The organism is Propionibacterium sp. oral taxon 192 str. F0372 (assembly GCF_000413315.1).
Classification (GTDB): domain Bacteria; phylum Actinomycetota; class Actinomycetes; order Propionibacteriales; family Propionibacteriaceae; genus Brooklawnia.
Map to the genome: position 1 here is coordinate 174745 of NZ_KE340298.1, position 17181 is coordinate 191925.

16 protein-coding genes and 1 other RNA gene are annotated in these 17181 nt (G+C 60.5%); 2 read left to right on the forward strand and 15 right to left on the reverse strand.

Annotation, left to right across the window (positions count from 1 at the left end; translation table 11 throughout):
- Positions 1-67: 67 nt before the first annotated feature.
- Complete coding sequence (locus HMPREF1531_RS12045) at positions 68-559, forward strand: DUF2505 domain-containing protein (protein WP_036899472.1); 492 nt, start codon at positions 68-70, stop codon at positions 557-559.
- On the opposite strand, the gene HMPREF1531_RS12050 is transcribed toward HMPREF1531_RS12045, so the two are convergent.
- Positions 535-1041: a DUF6912 family protein gene (locus HMPREF1531_RS12050; RefSeq protein ID WP_016670240.1), complete on the reverse strand. Its 507-nt coding sequence runs from the start codon at positions 1039-1041 to the stop codon at positions 535-537. The two genes, HMPREF1531_RS12045 and HMPREF1531_RS12050, sit on opposite strands and share 25 nt — an antisense overlap.
- 89 nt (positions 1042-1130) lie before the next feature.
- Between HMPREF1531_RS12050 and HMPREF1531_RS12055 the strand changes: the two genes are divergently transcribed.
- Complete coding sequence (locus tag HMPREF1531_RS12055) at positions 1131-1562, forward strand: Rv3235 family protein (RefSeq protein WP_156860331.1); 432 nt, start codon at positions 1131-1133, stop codon at positions 1560-1562.
- Between the two features lie 56 nt (positions 1563-1618).
- On the opposite strand, the gene secA is transcribed toward HMPREF1531_RS12055, so the two are convergent.
- From secA to ftsE, 14 genes are all read right to left on the reverse strand, one after another.
- Positions 1619-4405: a preprotein translocase subunit SecA gene (gene secA / locus HMPREF1531_RS12060; RefSeq protein WP_016670242.1), complete on the reverse strand. Its 2787-nt coding sequence runs from the start codon at positions 4403-4405 to the stop codon at positions 1619-1621.
- Between the two features lie 362 nt (positions 4406-4767).
- Positions 4768-5385, reverse strand: coding sequence for a ribosome hibernation-promoting factor, HPF/YfiA family (hpf, locus tag HMPREF1531_RS12065; protein ID WP_016670243.1), 618 nt, complete (start codon positions 5383-5385; stop codon positions 4768-4770).
- Between the two features lie 229 nt (positions 5386-5614).
- Positions 5615-6259: a ComF family protein gene (locus HMPREF1531_RS12070; protein WP_051123434.1), complete on the reverse strand. Its 645-nt coding sequence runs from the start codon at positions 6257-6259 to the stop codon at positions 5615-5617.
- Positions 6260-6382: 123 nt separating this feature from the next.
- Positions 6383-8131 carry an LpqB family beta-propeller domain-containing protein gene (locus HMPREF1531_RS12075; protein ID WP_016670245.1) on the reverse strand — a complete coding sequence of 583 codons (1749 nt, stop codon included), beginning with the start codon at positions 8129-8131 and terminating at the stop codon, positions 6383-6385.
- On the reverse strand, positions 8128-9693 hold the full coding sequence (gene mtrB / locus HMPREF1531_RS12080) for an MtrAB system histidine kinase MtrB (RefSeq protein WP_198011103.1): 1566 nt from the start codon (positions 9691-9693) through the stop codon (positions 8128-8130). Before mtrB ends, HMPREF1531_RS12075 begins: the two co-directional genes overlap by 4 nt.
- Positions 9686-10393 carry an MtrAB system response regulator MtrA gene (gene mtrA, locus HMPREF1531_RS12085; RefSeq protein ID WP_016670247.1) on the reverse strand — a complete coding sequence of 236 codons (708 nt, stop codon included), beginning with the start codon at positions 10391-10393 and terminating at the stop codon, positions 9686-9688. Before mtrA ends, mtrB begins: the two co-directional genes overlap by 8 nt.
- Before the next feature lie 89 nt (positions 10394-10482).
- Entirely contained in the window at positions 10483-11394 is a 912-nt protein-coding gene (locus HMPREF1531_RS12090; RefSeq protein ID WP_016670248.1) for a hypothetical protein, read from the reverse strand.
- Positions 11391-12179, reverse strand: a complete 789-nt coding sequence (locus HMPREF1531_RS12095; protein ID WP_016670249.1) for a hypothetical protein — start codon at positions 12177-12179, stop codon at positions 11391-11393. The genes HMPREF1531_RS12090 and HMPREF1531_RS12095 overlap by 4 nt, the downstream gene beginning before the upstream one ends.
- A gap of 54 nt (positions 12180-12233) precedes the next feature.
- Positions 12234-12794, reverse strand: a complete 561-nt coding sequence (locus tag HMPREF1531_RS12100) for a YqgE/AlgH family protein (protein ID WP_016670250.1) — start codon at positions 12792-12794, stop codon at positions 12234-12236.
- A gap of 224 nt (positions 12795-13018) precedes the next feature.
- Positions 13019-13387: a transfer-messenger RNA gene (ssrA, locus tag HMPREF1531_RS13440) on the reverse strand.
- 53 nt (positions 13388-13440) lie between these two features.
- Complete coding sequence (gene smpB, locus HMPREF1531_RS12105) at positions 13441-13917, reverse strand: SsrA-binding protein SmpB (RefSeq protein ID WP_016670251.1); 477 nt, start codon at positions 13915-13917, stop codon at positions 13441-13443.
- A gap of 102 nt (positions 13918-14019) precedes the next feature.
- Positions 14020-15384: a peptidoglycan DD-metalloendopeptidase family protein gene (locus tag HMPREF1531_RS13120; protein ID WP_016670252.1), complete on the reverse strand. Its 1365-nt coding sequence runs from the start codon at positions 15382-15384 to the stop codon at positions 14020-14022.
- Positions 15385-15399: 15 nt separating this feature from the next.
- Complete coding sequence (ftsX, locus tag HMPREF1531_RS12115; RefSeq protein WP_016670253.1) at positions 15400-16314, reverse strand: permease-like cell division protein FtsX; 915 nt, start codon at positions 16312-16314, stop codon at positions 15400-15402.
- 19 nt (positions 16315-16333) lie between these two features.
- Positions 16334-17020 carry a cell division ATP-binding protein FtsE gene (ftsE, locus tag HMPREF1531_RS12120; protein ID WP_036899610.1) on the reverse strand — a complete coding sequence of 229 codons (687 nt, stop codon included), beginning with the start codon at positions 17018-17020 and terminating at the stop codon, positions 16334-16336.
- Positions 17021-17181 lie beyond the last annotated feature (161 nt).

The following is a 17181-nucleotide window of genomic DNA, read 5'->3' on the forward strand; positions in this document are numbered from 1 at the left end:
GTGTCCATTGAAGGGGCTGGCCCCAGCCTAGTGGTGCCAGCCCCTTCAATGCAGGACAATTAGGGCTATGCAAATCACGACACGACATGAATATCAGGCGACACCTCAGCAGGTCATCGCCATGATGGCCGACGAACGATGGTTGGAGGAGGTCGCCCGCCGGGCGAATGCCCAGACGTGGGAGGTCGCGGTCAACGGTGCCACCTCTCACGTGACCGCCGAGCTGGCTGCCCCGGAGAAGGTGCGTCGTTTCGTGGGCTCGGCACTGCGCATCGAACTGGACATCACCTGGGGGGCGGCCGATGCCGCTGGCAAGCATGATGGCGACATCAAGGTTGAGATTCCTGGTATGCCTGCGAAAATGTCAGGGGCCGGGACGATGATGCCGACCGCCCTTGACGGTGCCGAAGGCACCGTCGTGGAGTACACCGCCGAGTTCACGATCTCGATCCCGCTGGTCGGCAAATCGCTGGAGCAGGCTGCGGCCCCCTATGTGACGCGGGTCATCGACATGCAGCAGGAAGTCGGCAACGACTACTTGGCAGGCAAGCTGTCCTGAGACCAGCCCAGGGTGGGAAGCTCGTCGAGGGTGTACCACAGTAGCTCATGATTGATGAGCAAGTGTTGCACCTCGGCGAGCTCCCAGATTTCGTCGAGGGCGCTGTGCCCTAGTCCGCGTGAAGCGATGAGCCGCACCTGGTCGTTAGCCTGGGGTTCATCGGTAAATAGCGCCTCCACGTTAGGGCGCTTCAATGTCTCCAAGTAGGCCCCACCGTTGTGGGTTTCCTCCCCATCGCCGAGCAGTTCCGGATCGACCATGGCGGTGAGCACGATCCGACGGCCATAGCGGGTGAGCGCCCACAAGCTGGCCAGCAGCATCGCTGCCCGATCGGCTTCCTCATCCTCGCAATGAGCCAACCCGAATGCATCCCGGAGCTGATCCTCGACGCGGAATACCTGAAGATCATGCTCATCGTGACCCGACGCCAACCGTTGAGCCTGGTTAAAGCTGACCGGCACGCATACGAATTCCTTATCCATGACCCTCCTTGGATCTGTTTTCACCGAAGTTTTCCACAGATTTCGGATCGACCATGGTCAACCACCCCGGTCGGAGCCATGCTCACATCATGAAAAGATCCCCAGTCACCATTCCCTGCCCATCGACTTCGTCCGATCCTTTGGCCAATGGTTGGGCCGATCCAAGTGTCGGCTTGGGGCCAGGAATCCGGCACGAGATCACCGAACCGATGGCCAGGGCCGCACACCGGGTGAGCACTGTGCTCACCGAGATCCTCGTCGGGTCCCGCCCACCGGTCCAGTGCACTCGCTGGTTCCATCCCGACGAATACATCGCCTTCTCTCAGTGGCTCACGGCTCATCCACGGCTGCGGGTGTTCTCTCGGCGTACCCGAATTCACTGCCCGGACCCAGCCTGCCCGATCGTGACCGTGCACTGGCACACCACCGCCGGACAAGTGACGGCAACGGCCCAGATCACGATTGATACCAGGTCTGCGAACTGCCGACGGGTCACCATGCTGGTCGATACGAGCAACTGAACTTCCGGTCATGATGCACGTCAGACGGCCCAGAAGCTCAGTGAGCCAATCAGTTCTTAGCGGGCATTGGGATTGCGTCCGTGACAGACCTTGAACTTCTTGCCCGACCCGCATGGGCAGGGAGCGTTGCGCCCCACACCGGCGTACGGATCCTTCTCCTCGGCCCCGGACTTGGTCGCCTCACCTTGTTCGTCGGGAGAGGAGTAAGATAACTTGCTCGCGTCGACGGAATTTCCGGCTCCCTTGATTCGTACGGCACGCTTCGGTTTGGGCTCCTCCTCGGTCGGTCCCCCTTCGTCATCGTTGCTGGCCATGGCAAGGGATGCCGCCACTGCTGCCGCACTGTTCACGTCGATGCTCGGGGCGGCCGGCTCGACCTGGACGTCGATGTTGAACAGATAGCCGACAACTTCCTCGGCGAAACCGTCCTGCATGGCATCAAACATCTGGGCACCTTCGCGCTGGTACTCAACCAACGGATCGCGTTGTGCCATTGCCCGCAGGCCGATGCCCTCACGTAGATAGTCCATCTCATAGAGGTGTTCTCGCCATTTGCGGTCGAGCACGGTCAGCCACACCTGACGTTCCAGCTCGCGCATGTTCTCCTCACCCAAGGATTCCTCGCGTGCGTCGTATGCCGCAGCCGCGTCCTCGGCGAAGGCATCGGCGAGCGCTGCAGCGTCATCATTGGATTCCCACTCATCTTGGTCGAGGCTGACCGGGTAGAGCTTGCGCATCTCAGTCCATAATCCGTCGAGATCCCAGTCGTCGACCAAGCCGACAGTGTACTGAGCGACCCCTGCCCGCACGACCTTCTCGACGGTATCCCGCAGCTGTTCGTCAACCTGGGTGCCGTTAAGCACCTTCATCCGGTCACTGTAGATGGCGTGACGCTGACGGTTCATCACATCGTCATACTTGAGGACGTTCTTGCGCATTTCGAAGTTCTGAGCCTCGACCTGCTTCTGGGCTGATTCGAGGGACCGGGTGACCACCCTCATCTCGATCGGCTCGTCATCAGGCAAGTTGAGGGAGTTCATTGCCCGCTCAATCGTCTCGCCCTGGAACAGCCTCAGCAGGTCGTCCTGCACCGATAGATAGAAGCGAGATTCCCCTGGGTCTCCCTGCCGTCCGGAACGTCCACGCAACTGATTGTCGATGCGACGGGATTCGTGACGCTCGGAACCGATGACGTACAGGCCGCCGAGATCTACGACCTCGTCGTGTTCATCAGCGGTCTGTGCCTCCAGCTCAGCCAGGGTCTGCTTGTACTGGGTGTCGTAGGTCTCCGGATCCTCGACTGGGTCAATGCCCTGCTCACGAAGCATCTGGTCGGCGAGGAATTCCGGGTTGCCGCCGAGCATGATGTCGGTGCCGCGGCCGGCCATATTAGTTGCCACAGTCACCGCACCCTTGCGCCCCGCCATGGCGACGATCGCCGCTTCCTTGGCATGCTGCTTGGCGTTCAGCACCTCGTGGGGTACCCCAGCCTTGCGCAGCCTGCGGGACAGTTCCTCAGACCTGTTCACCGAAGCAGTACCGATAAGGATCGGCTGTCCCTCCTCGTGGCGAGCCACCACGTCGGCGACGATCGCATCGAATTTTGCATCCTCAGTGCGGTAGATGACATCGGTGTTGTCGGTGCGACACATCGGCTTGTTGGTGGGGATCTCAATGACTCCCAGACCGTAGATCTTCTGGAACTCGGACTCCTCGGTCTTAGCCGTACCAGTCATCCCGGCTAGCTTGTCGTACATGCGGAAGTAGTTTTGCAGGGTAATCGTCGCCAAGGTCTGGTACTCATCCTTGATCGTCACCTGCTCCTTGGCCTCGAGAGCCTGGTGCAAGCCCTCGTTGTAGCGTCGACCTACCAAGGTGCGTCCGGTGTGCTCGTCGACGATCATCACCTCACCGTCGGTGACGACGTAATCCTTGTCCCGCTTAAACAATTCCTTGGCGCGGATCGCATTGTTGAGATAACCGATTAACGGGGTGTTGGCAGATTCGTAGAGATTCTCAACCCCCAAGGTGTCCTCGGTGACCTCAATGCCGTGGGCCAGCACCGAGACCGTGCGCTTCTTCTCGTCCACCTCGTAGTCGACGTCGCGCACCAGGCGAGTGGCGAGCCGGGAGAAGACCGGGTACCACTGCTTGTTTTCCGCGGCCGGGCCGGAGATAATCAGCGGGGTCCTGGCCTCATCAATGAGGATAGAGTCCACCTCGTCAACAATGGCGTAGTGATGCCCGCGTTGAACGAGGTCCTCGGGGCGTAGAGCCATGTTGTCGCGCAGGTAGTCGAAACCGAATTCGTTGTTAGTGCCGTAGGTGATGTCGGCGTTGTAGGCCACCTTGCGCTGGGCCGGATTCATCTGGGACAAGATGACCGCGACCTCGAGCCCCAGGAACTGGTGCACGCGGCCCATCTGCTCCGATTGGAACTTGGCCAAGTAATCATTCACCGTAACGACGTGCACACCCTCGCCGCTCAGCGCGTTCAGATAGGAGGGAGCCAATGCGACGATGGTCTTACCTTCACCGGTCTTCATCTCGGCGATGTTGCACTCGTGGAGGGCCGCCCCACCCACCATTTGCACGTCGAATGGGCGTTTGCCCAACACTCGCCGAGATGCTTCGCGCATGGTGGCGAAAGCCTCGGGCAGCAACTCGTCCAAGGACTCCCCGTTATCTAGCCGCTGCTTGAAGTCGGCAGTCTGACCACGCAATTCGTCGTCACCCATCGCCAAGTAGTCGTCCTCGATCAAGTTGATCTGGCCGGCGATCTTCTGCAGCCGCTTGAGAGTTCGGCCCTCGCCGATGCTCAGCAGACGGTCCATGAAACCCACGAGACATTCCTTCGTCGAATCCGTGCTGCCCGTCGATGCCCGAGCAGCAGGAACCGACGGCACCCGCCAACAGGGTGGGTGAACCCACTCCGGGCAGCGTGACCCATCCTACGGCGCACCTGGGAATGCTCCTACTTCACTGCGGTATGTTCCATCGTTTCAGAGTCACCCTGTAAGCCAATGTATCCCGAGGAACACCAAGGCCATACGGGACATGACGGACCTACATGGCACGAGGAACCGGCCCGGGCTCAATGCCGTAACCGGTTCCTCAAGGTCCTGGATGTGCATATCCCCGGGATCTACTCACCATTGCGTGGGATCATGGTCATGTAGGACGCTGGCGGGGTTGCTGGGTGCCGTCAGTCGGCGATTTCCAAGTGGATCACGCCGTAGTCATAGGCCTTGCGGCGGTAGGCAACCGAAGGCAACCGAGTCTCTGCATCGACGTAAAGGAAAAAATCGTGGCCGACCAGTTCCATCTCATCAAGTGCTTGGGCCAAGGTGAGCGGAGTACCGGTGAAGTGCTTCTCCCGGACGACCAAAGGCCCATCACCGGTGATCTCTAGATCATGGATCTTCCGGGTGACCGGGGCCTTCGTCTCCTTGGAGGCCTTGATGTTCAACGCCGCTAGGTCAAGTTCGGCGAATTCACGATCGGCACGCAACCCGCGACGCTTCTTGCGTCGGTCGGCGGCTCTGCGCAGTTGGGTGATCAGTTTCTCCTCGGCCAGCCCGTAGGCGAGCAACTTGTCGGAAGAATGTGCCGAGGCCCTGACCACCGGCCCCTTTGCCCGCAAGGTGATCTCACAACGGATTTCTCCTTCAGGGTCGCCTTTAAATTCGGCAGCAGTGAACTCCACCTCGACCCGGATAACCCGGTCGGACAGTTTCGCGATGTTCGCATTCAGTCGTTCGCTGACCTGCTCACGCACTGCGTCGGAGACGGTCAGATGTCTTCCGGTGATGCTGATATCCATCATCGTTCCTTCCCTGAAGGGTCGTCACCCGTTGACGACCACGGTGTCGTCGTGTGGTTGATCCACGACACGATGAGGAAGATCCCTGATGGCAGACGGCCGGAGCACAACAACACGTGGCCTGTCGCCGTTGACCAGCCATTGGGAGCTTCCATGACCCAACGTTACCCGCACCCATGATCGAATTCACGGAAGTCGGAAGGTCCGGATCAATGCAATCTGGGTCCTGTCAGGCCACGGTCTCAGGCCCGGGAGTGTCGCACACCACCACGGCACCAGCAACCTGCTCACCAATGACGTCCAGGGCACGAATCGCCTCGGCCAGGGTCGCCCCGGTGGTGACGACATCGTCAACTAGAACGATCCGCTGCCCCACCCTGCGTGCTGCCATGGACATGTGCTGGGCTCCCAGCCTTCCACGCCGGTTACGCCCAACCTGGTCGCCAGTGGGTCTGGTCCTGCGCAGCCCACGGGTCCAGCCCAGATGACGACGGAAGGCAAGGGTTCTGGCGAGGACAGCGGTGTGATCAAATCCCCTGCCGCGCACCGATGCGGGTGACGATGGCACCGGCACCAGCACCGGATGACCCCACCCGCCCGATTCTAGGCAACCGCACAACTGGTTTGCCAGAACCCCATTCAATCCCCATGCAGATCTGTCTTTGAAGGCGATGACCAGATGGGACAGGGGTGGACGGTACCATCCGGCAGCCCACACCGGGATACCCAATCCGAGCCGCATCACCCGGTGGGGCCTGATGAAAAGTTGCACCCGGCATTCCAAGCACAATCGGATGCCCGGAGCACCGCATCCCGGACACCGGGAACCCAACAGCAGATCGGCAGCAGCATCAACGGCGTCGAGAACCTCCACGCCTAGAGGATGGGCGAGATGCGCAGATTGTTCAGCCGACGAGATCTGGTGTGGACAACCTCCCGGTCTCTCCACCGGCAATGTTGATCGCAGACGGTCTCGGGTAACCTGACCGGAACGGACTCAGCTCGGGTAAGCGATCTCAGTGACCTTGTCAAGCACCGTCGGCCAGCGATATTGGGCTTCATACCGCATGACCACGCCTTCGCTGGTCAACACCGCGGTGTAGGGGGCCAAAGGCGAAGCCAGGGTCGCCATGGCGGTGACCTCCACATCCGAGACCGGACCCTGGAAACCAACCTCGGCGGCATCAAGATCGAAGGAATGGACGGCAATCTGCGGATCCTTCGCATTTGCAGCCACCAACAACACCTTGTCACTTCCGGAGAAGGAAACGTCCCGCATGGTGGTGAGCAGCCCATTGCGGGAATTAACCGGAATGGGACGCCAGCCATCGATGGTCAGACGGTCCACCCCTATGCGCATCATCCCGAACTCCTGGGCTCCTTGGGTTTCGACGACCAAAGCCAATCGGGTCAGATCAGGGCTGATCCGATAGGCAATGACCTTCCTGCCCGCGAGTTCGGTGAGCGGTACGGAGAAGCTCTGACCTCCGATGATCCGCGCCATGACAGGCCCGGAGGCCGTATTGTCGAGGGTCCACAGACCACCCGCCACGTCGTACTGAGGGCGCAGCATGGAGGTTCCCTCATGGATAAGGGTGGGTGACCCGCCCCCGGTATTCACCACGTGAAGTTTCGTCCCGTTGTCGGTGGTGATGGCCAAGGTCTCTCCCGCCCAATCGACTCCTAACCGTTCAGGGCGGCTGACCCATCCCTGCCCGATCTCCCCCGGCAGCTGATCCGCGATCTGGGGACCGGATTGTGAGACCCGCAGAACCCTTCCCTCGGCAACCGCAAAAAGGTCCTTCGACAGTGGATCCCTAGCCTTTCGAAGATCCATGATGGCCGAGGAGCGAACAACATTCTGTGAGTCCGCGATGTCGACCGACAGTTCCCTTCCATTGGCGGTGATTGTCAGTCCGCGGACACTGACCAGATAGGACAAGGTGGCCAGCAGTTGCGTCGCTGCCATGTCTCGCTGCTCAGCGCTGAGAGCCTCGACGGATCCACCGAGATTCACGTGGGCGATCCCGTCCTCGTCGATCCGTGTTCCGTTCGAGGTGATTTCCGCGGGCAGAGCATCCATGACTGCTGACCGCAGCCAGGCGCGGGGACCCCGGATCAGGGCTCGCACGAGTACCTCGGCCGCGCCTGCATCAATATCGGCTAGGTGCACGTAGACGGGTTGAGCGACAAGTCTGGTCCCGGTGGCGTCGAAAAAATAAGTGGGCACCGCAGTAAATGCACGATGGAAACGCTGGGATCCCATCAGTACGCCCGCCGGTGGATTGGAGATTCGCCACTGTCCGTCCTCCCGCACCAGCTTGAAGTCGTGGGTAAAGGCCTCGTCGTGCACCGCGGTGTAGACCCCATCGGCATCCACCTGACCGATCAGGGTCGCCTGAAGAACTGCTCCCCCATCTGCACCGATGACCAACGTCTGGGCATTCGAGTCGTAGACCGTTGCCTCAGTTTCCGGCTTCCACTTGGCAGCCGCCTGGGTAGTGAGGAATTGACGTGCGACATGGTAGCCGTCGGCATAGGATTCCTGGGCCGCGAAGAAACCTTCGATGATGCCCTGCGGGGATGCCCCATCGACGGGTGATTGGGCTGCTACCTCAATGCCGTCATGGTTGCGTTCCGGATCGATGCTGGCCTCGATCCGCTCGACCGGGCTGGTGACTGGGAACGAATAGCAGCCACCGCACAACACCACCAGTAGGACAGTAAGTATTCCCCGAATTCTCATCGGTCTCCTGGTTCTAGGTCCAAGACGGCATGATCAACCATCATGCATCCCTTGCGGGGAAGGGTGAGCCGGAACTGGGCTCCTTCGCCTTCCTGTCCCCAGGCTTCCAGCCATCCCTTGTGCAGGCGGGCGTCCTCAAGGGCGATGGCCAGCCCCAGCCCAGTTCCGCCAAGCACCCGCTGGCGGGATTCGTCGGCTCGCCAAAAGCGCCGGAAAACCAATTCTGCAGCCTCAGGGGCGAATCCCACGCCATGGTCACGCACCGTCAGACAGGCAACCTGCGCGTCCCCCGCGATGGTGATCGTCACCCCCGACTCATCACCATGGGACAGCGCATTGGACAACAGGTTGCGGATGATCCTGGTGACCCGTCGAGCGTCCACCTCAACCACCACGGGCTCGGTGGCCCGGACCTCGACGGGGATCCCGACCTTCTCGGCCACCCCCTGCTGAGCCACCACCTCGGCATTCACCAAATCAACCAGATCTACCGCATCCACAGACAGTACCGCGGCACCCGCATCGAAACGGGATATCTCTAACAGGTCGGCGAGCATTTCTTCGAATCTCTCCTCCTGATCGTGCAGCAGCTCAACTGACCTAGCCAGATGGGGATCAAAATCCTCGCGGGCCTCGTGGAGCACCTCCGTGGCCATCCGCATGGTTGTCATGGGTGTGCGCAGTTCATGGGAGACATCGGAGACGAACTGCCGCTGCACGGCAGACAGATTCTCTAGGGCTCGGATCTGGCGTTCCAGTTCCCCAGCCATATTGTTCATCGAAGAACCCAATGAAGCCATCTCATCATGGCGTCGCACCGCCATCCGCTGGTCCAAATCACCGGATGCGATGCGGGCAGCAACCTCGGCTGCCTGCCTCACCGGGACGGTGACCTGGTGCGCAATCCAGAAAGTCGCCATCCCCAGCGCGACCACCAGGAAACTGGCGGTCACCCACAGGGCCCGATGCAACACGGTGAGGGTCTGAATCTCGCTGGTGGCCGGGAAGACGAAGTAGGTAGGGAACTCCTGCTGGTTGGGAGCCACCAAGTGCCCGGCAACGACCACCCCCGGCACGCTCCGGCCATCGACGTAGAGTACCTGAGTCGCAGTGACAAACAGCGCGGTCGAACCGTCATCCGATGCCTTGAGGAGTTCAAGGGGCACCGACTCACGAAGCATTCCCCGGGAGATATAGGAGGAGGTGGGAGTCTCGATAAACAGCGAGTACTGGGTGCCTTGCCCGCCGACCTCGTCGGCAAGCTGACCAAGACGCTCCAGCACCGATTCGGTACGCATGTCAGTGTCGTTAAGTTGGGTCTGCATCCGCTGCAGGGCGACCGATGCCTCGGTGGCCGCGAACTGCTTCTTCGCCTCCACTATGCCGTCACCGGCCCTTGTCAGGAGAAGCTGTCCACCCAGCAAAACCACCAGGATGGTCGCAGTCAAGGTCAATGCCACCAGTCGGAACCGGATGGAAGAATCCCAAGCGCTGCGCACCGGAGCAGTAATCCGCATCACCATCCGGTGCAACCCCCGGCCCGATGCACGACGCTCAGGCATCACCATGAGATGGGGCCCCGGCACGGTAGCCAACACCACGCACGGTCACGATGATCTCGGGATTCTCCGGATCTTTCTCGACCTTGGCGCGCAGCCGTTGCACGTGCACGTTCACTAAACGGGTATCCGCCGCGTGCCGATAACCCCATACGTCGCTGAGCAGTTGCTCACGAGTCATCACTTGTCCGGGAGTCTTAGCCAAGGCGACGAGCAGATCGAACTCGAGGGGAGTGAGGTTGATCGATTCCTCACCGCGAGTAACGGTGTGCGCACGGGTCGAGATGACCAGATCACCAATGGACAACACGTCGGATTCCGTCGGCGGACCAGGAGTTCGCAGTCTGGCCCTCATTCGGGCCACCAATTCCTTGGTCTTGAACGGCTTGGCGACGTAATCGTCTGCCCCCTCCTCAAGTCCTCGCACGACATCGGTGGTGTCGGAGCGGGCAGTGAGCATGATGATCGGCACTCCTGAAACACGCCGGATCGCCCGACAGACCCGGATACCATCCATGCCAGGCAACATGACGTCGAGCAACACCAATGATGGCTCGAAGGCCTCGAAAGCCTCGAAGGCCCGGTCTCCCGTGGCGCACCACGAGGTGTCGAAACCCTCCTGCCGCAGCATGATCTGCAACATCTCGGCCAGCGCCGTGTCATCATCAACGACCAGAATGCGTTCTCGCTGAGCTTCTCCCATGTTCCCCCTTGCCTCTTTGACCCAAATCGTAGTGCCACAGCCTTTACCGTCGGCACTCCGCCCTCATCGGGGCACACCAGCAATCGGTGTCAGGATCGCGCGGGGACGGTCACCATCTTGTCAGGATCCTGCTCGGCATCGCTATGTTCCGACCTTGATGGCCAACCGTTAGACAAAGTGTCTACCGATTTGACCGAGGCCTCCATGGCGAAGGTGATCTGGGTACCAATGATGGGCCATGCTCCGAGTCCGTGGGAGGTGAGGTACATGTACAAGCCATTGAGCTCTTCGATCATGACCGCGACTCCCGCGAAGAAGTTGCCAGCCTTCGCCGAGGCCTCACTGTTACTGGTCTGCATCTTCGCTTTCATCTTGCACTGATTGATCCGATTCCAGATCATTTCGAAGATTTGTCTTTGGGCGTTGACGACATGGCAACAGCTCGATGCGTGGTTCGTGGCAGCCTTCGCCAACTCACCCAGGGCTGACAGCTGGGTGTTCACGGCCTCGGTGTAGTTGCCCGAGGAGGCCTGGGAAACCCAAGCGGGATCAAGCCCACGGCTCCTGATGTCGTCCCGAAGCGCATCGGTTTGCTCGGCCATCTCGGCCCAGCGCTTGGAAAGATCGTCAAAGATGGACGGGGTCGGAGCGGCTGGGGCTGCGTTTTCATCCAGCCAGGCATCATTCTTGTGGATGAGCCGCCTCAGCTCATCAATCTTCTTTTCACCGGCCGCCATGGCAGCACCCCGGCCGCTCAGCGCACCAGCGACCGCATCCATAGCTCCAGAGAACTTCTGGGTTGCGGCATCCAGCGCAGCACCAGCGGCGCCGCCGACGAGGAGCATCCCGGCCCGGGCAACATTGGCTGCATCCGAGAGCATCTTGACTCTACGGTTCAGTTCATTTGTGGCAGCGCGTTGCTCAGCGACGATCAACTCCTCAATCGCTGCTTTGGTCTCGTTCCAGCACAAATCCACTTCCTGATAGGTGGGGTGGCTCATTCGTGGTCCTCCTGTCCGGCTTCCATTTGTCGTGCTCTGTCACGTACTTCATCGGTGATCGGGCCTAGCAGATCCAGCCCGCGTGCGAATGCTCTTTCTCGGCGCACCATCAGCGCCTCGAACTTGGCGAGAACAAGATCATAGGGACCAGGTTCATAAACCGGCGCGACGTAACGGGACCTGGCATCCCCCCAAGCCTGAGTCACGGCCCGGATCACCTGGGAAGCTGAGGCATTGGCCAGCCACTGGTCGTCAAAGCTCACTGCTTGGGGGCAGCCCCGCATGTCCAGACATACCTGAACACGCCCCTGTTCTGCTGTTCCTTCGGCCGGTTCATGAATCCAATGACCCTGCCCACCACCAGCGGATATGACCGCGTCGAGAGCCTTGGAGAGTTCCTCATACTCGGCATCGAGAACCGCATCAAGTTCGGGACCAGAAAGCTCATTGCTGTCGGGCAGATCAATCTCCATGGGAGGAGGAACCAATGGCTCACCGCAGTGTAGGGAGATCTGCAGCATCGGCTCGGCGAAGAGCACAGACAGCGGCACTTTGGCCATCTGGTTACGCCAGTACCTAGATAACCAGATCCGTTCCGGTTCCCCTTGCGGGCCGACCCAGATACGGACCGTGCCGGTACCGTCGACGAAACCGTCGGCAGGTACCCATTCGTCCTGCTCGTCGGCGACCGTCTCGCCGTCGAACGATGCAACCATCTCCACCTGTTCGACGTCGTGATAGTCGGGGGCAGCTGTCGGATCCAAGTTTTCGGCCTCTTCAGTCATGGGATACGCTTCCTAATCCACTTTACTGTGACACGGCCGGGGGTCATACCGTGCTCAGTTCCACCCCGGATCGCTCACCCAACCGGACAGTAGAGAGGCCTCGCCACCCATGCGACGCAGCACATCGCGCCACAGGGTTTCAGGTTCGGTGGTAAACACGTCGTCGGAGGTCGACGACCACCTATACCACATGCCCATCGCCAGTTCGTTGCCGAGTTGGCCAGGGGCCCAGCCCGAGTAACCAGCAAAGACTCGCATCTGACGGCACGCTCCACGGATCAATTCCACCGGGGTATCCAGGTGAAGCAATCCGAGATCCCCCACCAAGCGCCGGAATCCGGGTGGGTCGTCGGGAAGATTCGTGCTTGCCACACAGATCGCTCCGTCAGTGGATACCGGTCCACCCTGGAAGAGTCGTTGGGGTTCGCAGACCATGTCGACCCAGTCCGGCAGCACCGCGGAAAGCGGCGGGGCCGCGACACGGTTGAGTACCACACCCAAGGTTCCGTCGAGGTCATGATCCAAGATGAGCACAACGGTGCGAGTGAAGAAGCCAACGCCATCACAACTCGTCGATACCAGCAGTTCACCAACCTGGATGGGCGGGGTGTCCATGCAGCGATTCTCCCACTCCTGAGCTCACGGCGCATCACCGCCACCCACGATCTGCCCCTTGGGATATGGAATTTCGGCGCTCACGTGGTTACTCCCCCTTGGAGCGTCGATTCACCGTGTTGGGTCACCCACACGCGAGCGACTCCCACGCACAGACCCGAAAATGACACGCACAGACAACAAAACCTGCTGGCGCGTGAAACATATCAACGTCAGCAGGTTCTCAGTGGAGGTGGCGGGAATTGAACCCGCGTCCTGAAAAGGCGAACCAAGCATTCTCCGGGCGCAGCCGCCATGACGTCCTGCTCGGCCCCTGCACTCAAGTCGGCATGTTGCAGACAGGCCCAGTCCGGTTTGAGTCCCGCACACCCACCCGGACAGCAGGTATGCAGCAAGCCTTCTAGATGAGGCCAGGATCTGGACGGAAGGCTACGCCCAGGCTGACCCTTCGATCACCGATCAGGCGGCGAGAGCGAAGTCAGTGCGCGAATTGTTGGCACTTATTGGTTCCCAAGGGACATTTACGAGTTGACCTTGGATTCTCGGCCCGCTTCTCCCGGAACTACCGTTCCCAGTCGAAACCAGTCACCCCCCTGTTAAGTTGTCAATAGGTCAATTTTAGCACGACCTGCACCATTCCCAGCATTCAGCGGCCCCGCCGGCGGCGATCAGCCAACTCCCGTTCGACATCCCGGCGCATGTCCCGTTCGGCAATGGCCTGACGCTTGTCCCAGGCCCGCTTGCCGGTGGCCACCGCGATCTCACATTTCGCGTAGCCGTCTTCAAAATAGATGGCCAACGGCACCAAGGTACGACCGGAATCGGCGATGGCCTTGGCCAACTTGTCGATCTCGCGACGATGCAGCAGCAACTTACGCTTACGCTTCGCCGCATGGTTGTGGAAGGTGCCGTAGAGATATTCCGGAATGTTGGCCTGGTGTAGCCACACCTCTCCCCTATCCACCGTGGCGAAGGCGTCGGTGAGAGTGGCCCGGCCTGCGCGCAGCGACTTCACCTCTGTGCCGGTGAGCACCATGCCGGCCTCGATCCGGTCGCCGATCGTGTAGTCATGGAATGCCTTCTTGTTCTGTGTCACCACTCTACGGCCCTTCTCACGGGGCATGATCATCACCTCCTGGAAACAGATGCGCGGGCATCCCGCCGGGCAAGCCTAGCAAGATGCCCTATGGGATGCCCGCGATGTTGATCACAGGTGCGTGGCTGCTCAGAGATAGGCAGCCGGATCGGTGTGGTTGCCGTTCACCCACACGTGGAAGTGCAGGTGGCAGCCAGTGGACAAGCCGGTGGTGCCGACGTAGCCGATCAGTTGGCCACGCTCCACATGCTGGCCCGGGGAGACGATGAACGACTCGGCGTGATTATAACCAGTATCGATCGACTGACCACCGATGATGCCATGCTCGATGGTTGCCCGGTTTCCCCACCCGGAGATCCAACCGACGAAGGTCACCGTCCCAGACTCCGCAGCGTACAAGCCAGTGCCACAGCCGGCACCAATGTCCAACCCATCGTGCAACTCGGAGTAGCCGAGCACCGGATTGACGCGATAACCGTAGGGTGAGGTAAAAGGGCCATTGGCTGGCATAGCCAGCAGCGAACCGCTGGAGACCGGCGCGGTGCCCTGGGCGATAGCAGCGGCCTCGGAAGCAGCAGCTTGAGCAGAGGCTCGGTCGGCCTCGGCTGCTGCTGCGGCCGCAGCAGCAGCCTCAGCCGCACGACGCTCGTTGCGGGCCCGGATCTGGGAGGCCACATCGTCAGATGCGGCCTGCATCTCAGCGTTAGCCGCCTGTTCGTTGGCAACCGCCTTGGCGGCAGCAGCCTCAGCGGCCTCGTTCGCGGCATTGGCCTGGTTGACCGTGGCTTCGGCAGCTGCTGCGGCTGCCTGAGCGTCCTGGGATGCGCTTAGCGAGGCAGCCGCAGCTTCCCGCGCAGTCCTCGCTCGATCCTCCAGGCTCGCTAGATTGGTCTGCGCGTTCTGTAACTGGAGCTGCACGCTGGTCAGCCTGTTGAGCTCGGCATTGTTCGAGTTGTAGAGGGTCGAAGCCCACTGGATCCGTGACGACACATCCGAGGAATTGGTGTCGTTGGCAAAGAACATCCCAACTGACATGAGGGTGGTGTTCTGCTGGGCAGCGGTACGCATGTCATTTAACGCCTTGCCGCGCTGCTGCTCAACAGCCTGCTGTCCCTCGGCCACCGCCTGCTGGGCGTTCTTGAGGTTCTGCTCCGCGGTCGCTAGCTCGGAGGCCTTCTGGGCGTCAACGGCAGCCGCGGCCTCCACATCCGAGGTGGCTTTGGCGAGCGTTGCCCTAGCATCGGCCAGTTGCTGACGCGAGGCGACGACATTCGCGGTGGCTGCATCGAGTTCTGCGGAATAACCGGTCAGGGCCTGATTGGACGCAGCAATCTGCGCCTCCAGGCTGGCCTGCTGGTCATCAAGCTCGTCAGCATGGGCGGGCAACGCCAACCCGAACGCTGACAGAGCGAGAACAGATGCAATGGAACGCGTCGCGAAACGCAGGTGCTTGCTCGAAGGACCGAAAATGGTCCGGGGAAGATCTCGAGTCACGCGAATACCAATCTGTCAGACGCGCAGATACCTGCGCGTGGTGATCAACGTCGGCACGATAGACAGAACGATGCCGACCAATGCAACCCCGGCTACGGAAGTCCAGGCATCACCCCACGTGATCCAGGCTAAAGACTGGATCGAGAGTTTAGCGTTGCGGACCACGATGAACTCATACATGCTGAGCAGCGCTGAGCCGGAGATAACGATCGCCACGAGAGCGGCGAAGAGGGCTTCCAGCAGGAACGGAAGCATGATGTAGGTGTTGGAGGCACCCACAAGGCGCATGATGCCGATCTCACGACGGCGCGTGAAGGCTGACATCCTGATCGTATTGCCGATCTGCAGCATGGCTGCCAGCAGCAGCAGACCGGCCATCCCCATGGTCCCCCACTTCAGGCCGTTGAGAACCGAGAATATGGGGTCTAGGACCTGGTGCAGGTCGAGGACCTTCTGCACTCCCGGCAACGAGGAGGCTTCCGCGACCACTCCCTGGTAGTTCTGCGGGTCCACCAGCTTCACCCGGAAGGAGTCCTGCATCTGGTCGACGGTCAGCGAATCGAGCAGCGGAGAGTCCGCATAGGTTTCCCGATACGCATCATAGGCATCCTGCTTAGATTCGTAGTAGACGGTCTCCACATCGGGGTTGGATTCCAACCGCTTCTTGATGTTCTCCCGCTGTACCTCGCTGGTCTCCTGACCGGGTTCGCAATTGCCTGAATCTGACGTTCCGGCCGAATCGGCCGTGCAGAGGAAGACTGATATCTCGATCTTGTCGTACCAGCGCCCCTTCACCTGGTCGACCTCGGCGAAGGTCATCAATGACAAACCGAACAAGGTGAGCGAGACCGTCATGGTGACGATGACCGCGATGGTCATTGACACGTTGCGCTTGAGACCAGACAGTGTCTCTCGGAAAGTGTGCCGCATTGATTGTCTCCTTGTGCGTCTAGGCTGTGCCGTAGACGCCCTTCACCTGGTCACGAATGAGATTGCCCTGGTCGAGTTCGATCACCCGTCGCCTCATCTGGTCGACGATCGTCTGGTCATGGGTCGCCATGATGACGGTGGTGTCCCGCTTGTTGATCCGATCAAGCAACTTCATGATTCCGACCGAGGTCTGTGGGTCAAGATTCCCGGTGGGCTCGTCGGCAATGAGAATCTGTGGCCGGTTGACGATCGCACGAGCGATCGCCACCCGCTGCTGCTCGCCACCGGAGAGTTCCTCAGGCTGCCTGTCCTCCTTGCCTGCCAGACCGACCAGTTCGATGGTTTCGGGAACCATCGTCTTGATTTGCGAGATTGGACGCCCGAGCACCTGCAGAGCGAAGGCAACGTTCTCGTAGACCGTCTTGCCAGGCAGCAGCCGGAAATCCTGGAAGACGTTGCCGATCTGGCGGCGCAGGGCCGGGACCTTCCATTGGTGTAGCCGAGAAAGTTCCTTGCCGAGCACGTAGATCTTGCCGGAGGTCGGCCGGTACTCCCGCAGGATCATGCGTAGGAAGGTCGACTTCCCGGATCCCGAGGTGCCGACCAGGAAAACAAACTCACCCTTGTCGATCTGCAGGTTGATGTGCCGGAGGGCAGGCTTCGCCTGGCGTGGGTAGATCTTCGACACGTCCTCGAATGTGATCACTTGACCGTCCTCGTAGGCAGGACCACCCCACACAAGGCACACCATGACGGTGCTGGACGACGCGACGGTCGAACCGGTCGAGGTGACTCGTGGACACCACGCCTGCTGGGGAAGTCAATCTGAGAAAATCTCAGATCGCGTGCCAGTTTAGCCAAGTGAAC

Coding starts and splice junctions, on each gene's coding strand:
- HMPREF1531_RS12045 (WP_036899472.1), top strand. CDS start 68: ATGCAAATCACGACACGACATGAATATCAGGCGACACCTCAGCAGGTC.
- HMPREF1531_RS12095 (WP_016670249.1), bottom strand. CDS start 12,179: ATGACTGAAGAGGCCGAAAACTTGGATCCGACAGCTGCCCCCGACTAT.
- HMPREF1531_RS12100 (WP_016670250.1), bottom strand. CDS start 12,794: ATGGACACCCCGCCCATCCAGGTTGGTGAACTGCTGGTATCGACGAGT.
- HMPREF1531_RS12090 (WP_016670248.1), bottom strand. CDS start 11,394: ATGAGCCACCCCACCTATCAGGAAGTGGATTTGTGCTGGAACGAGACC.
- HMPREF1531_RS12055 (WP_156860331.1), top strand. CDS start 1,131: ATGAAAAGATCCCCAGTCACCATTCCCTGCCCATCGACTTCGTCCGAT.
- HMPREF1531_RS12075 (WP_016670245.1), bottom strand. CDS start 8,131: ATGAGAATTCGGGGAATACTTACTGTCCTACTGGTGGTGTTGTGCGGT.
- mtrA (WP_016670247.1), bottom strand. CDS start 10,393: ATGGGAGAAGCTCAGCGAGAACGCATTCTGGTCGTTGATGATGACACG.
- ftsX (WP_016670253.1), bottom strand. CDS start 16,314: ATGCGGCACACTTTCCGAGAGACACTGTCTGGTCTCAAGCGCAACGTG.
- hpf (WP_016670243.1), bottom strand. CDS start 5,385: ATGGATATCAGCATCACCGGAAGACATCTGACCGTCTCCGACGCAGTG.
- mtrB (WP_198011103.1), bottom strand. CDS start 9,693: ATGCCTGAGCGTCGTGCATCGGGCCGGGGGTTGCACCGGATGGTGATG.
- smpB (WP_016670251.1), bottom strand. CDS start 13,917: ATGCCCCGTGAGAAGGGCCGTAGAGTGGTGACACAGAACAAGAAGGCA.
- HMPREF1531_RS12050 (WP_016670240.1), bottom strand. CDS start 1,041: ATGGATAAGGAATTCGTATGCGTGCCGGTCAGCTTTAACCAGGCTCAA.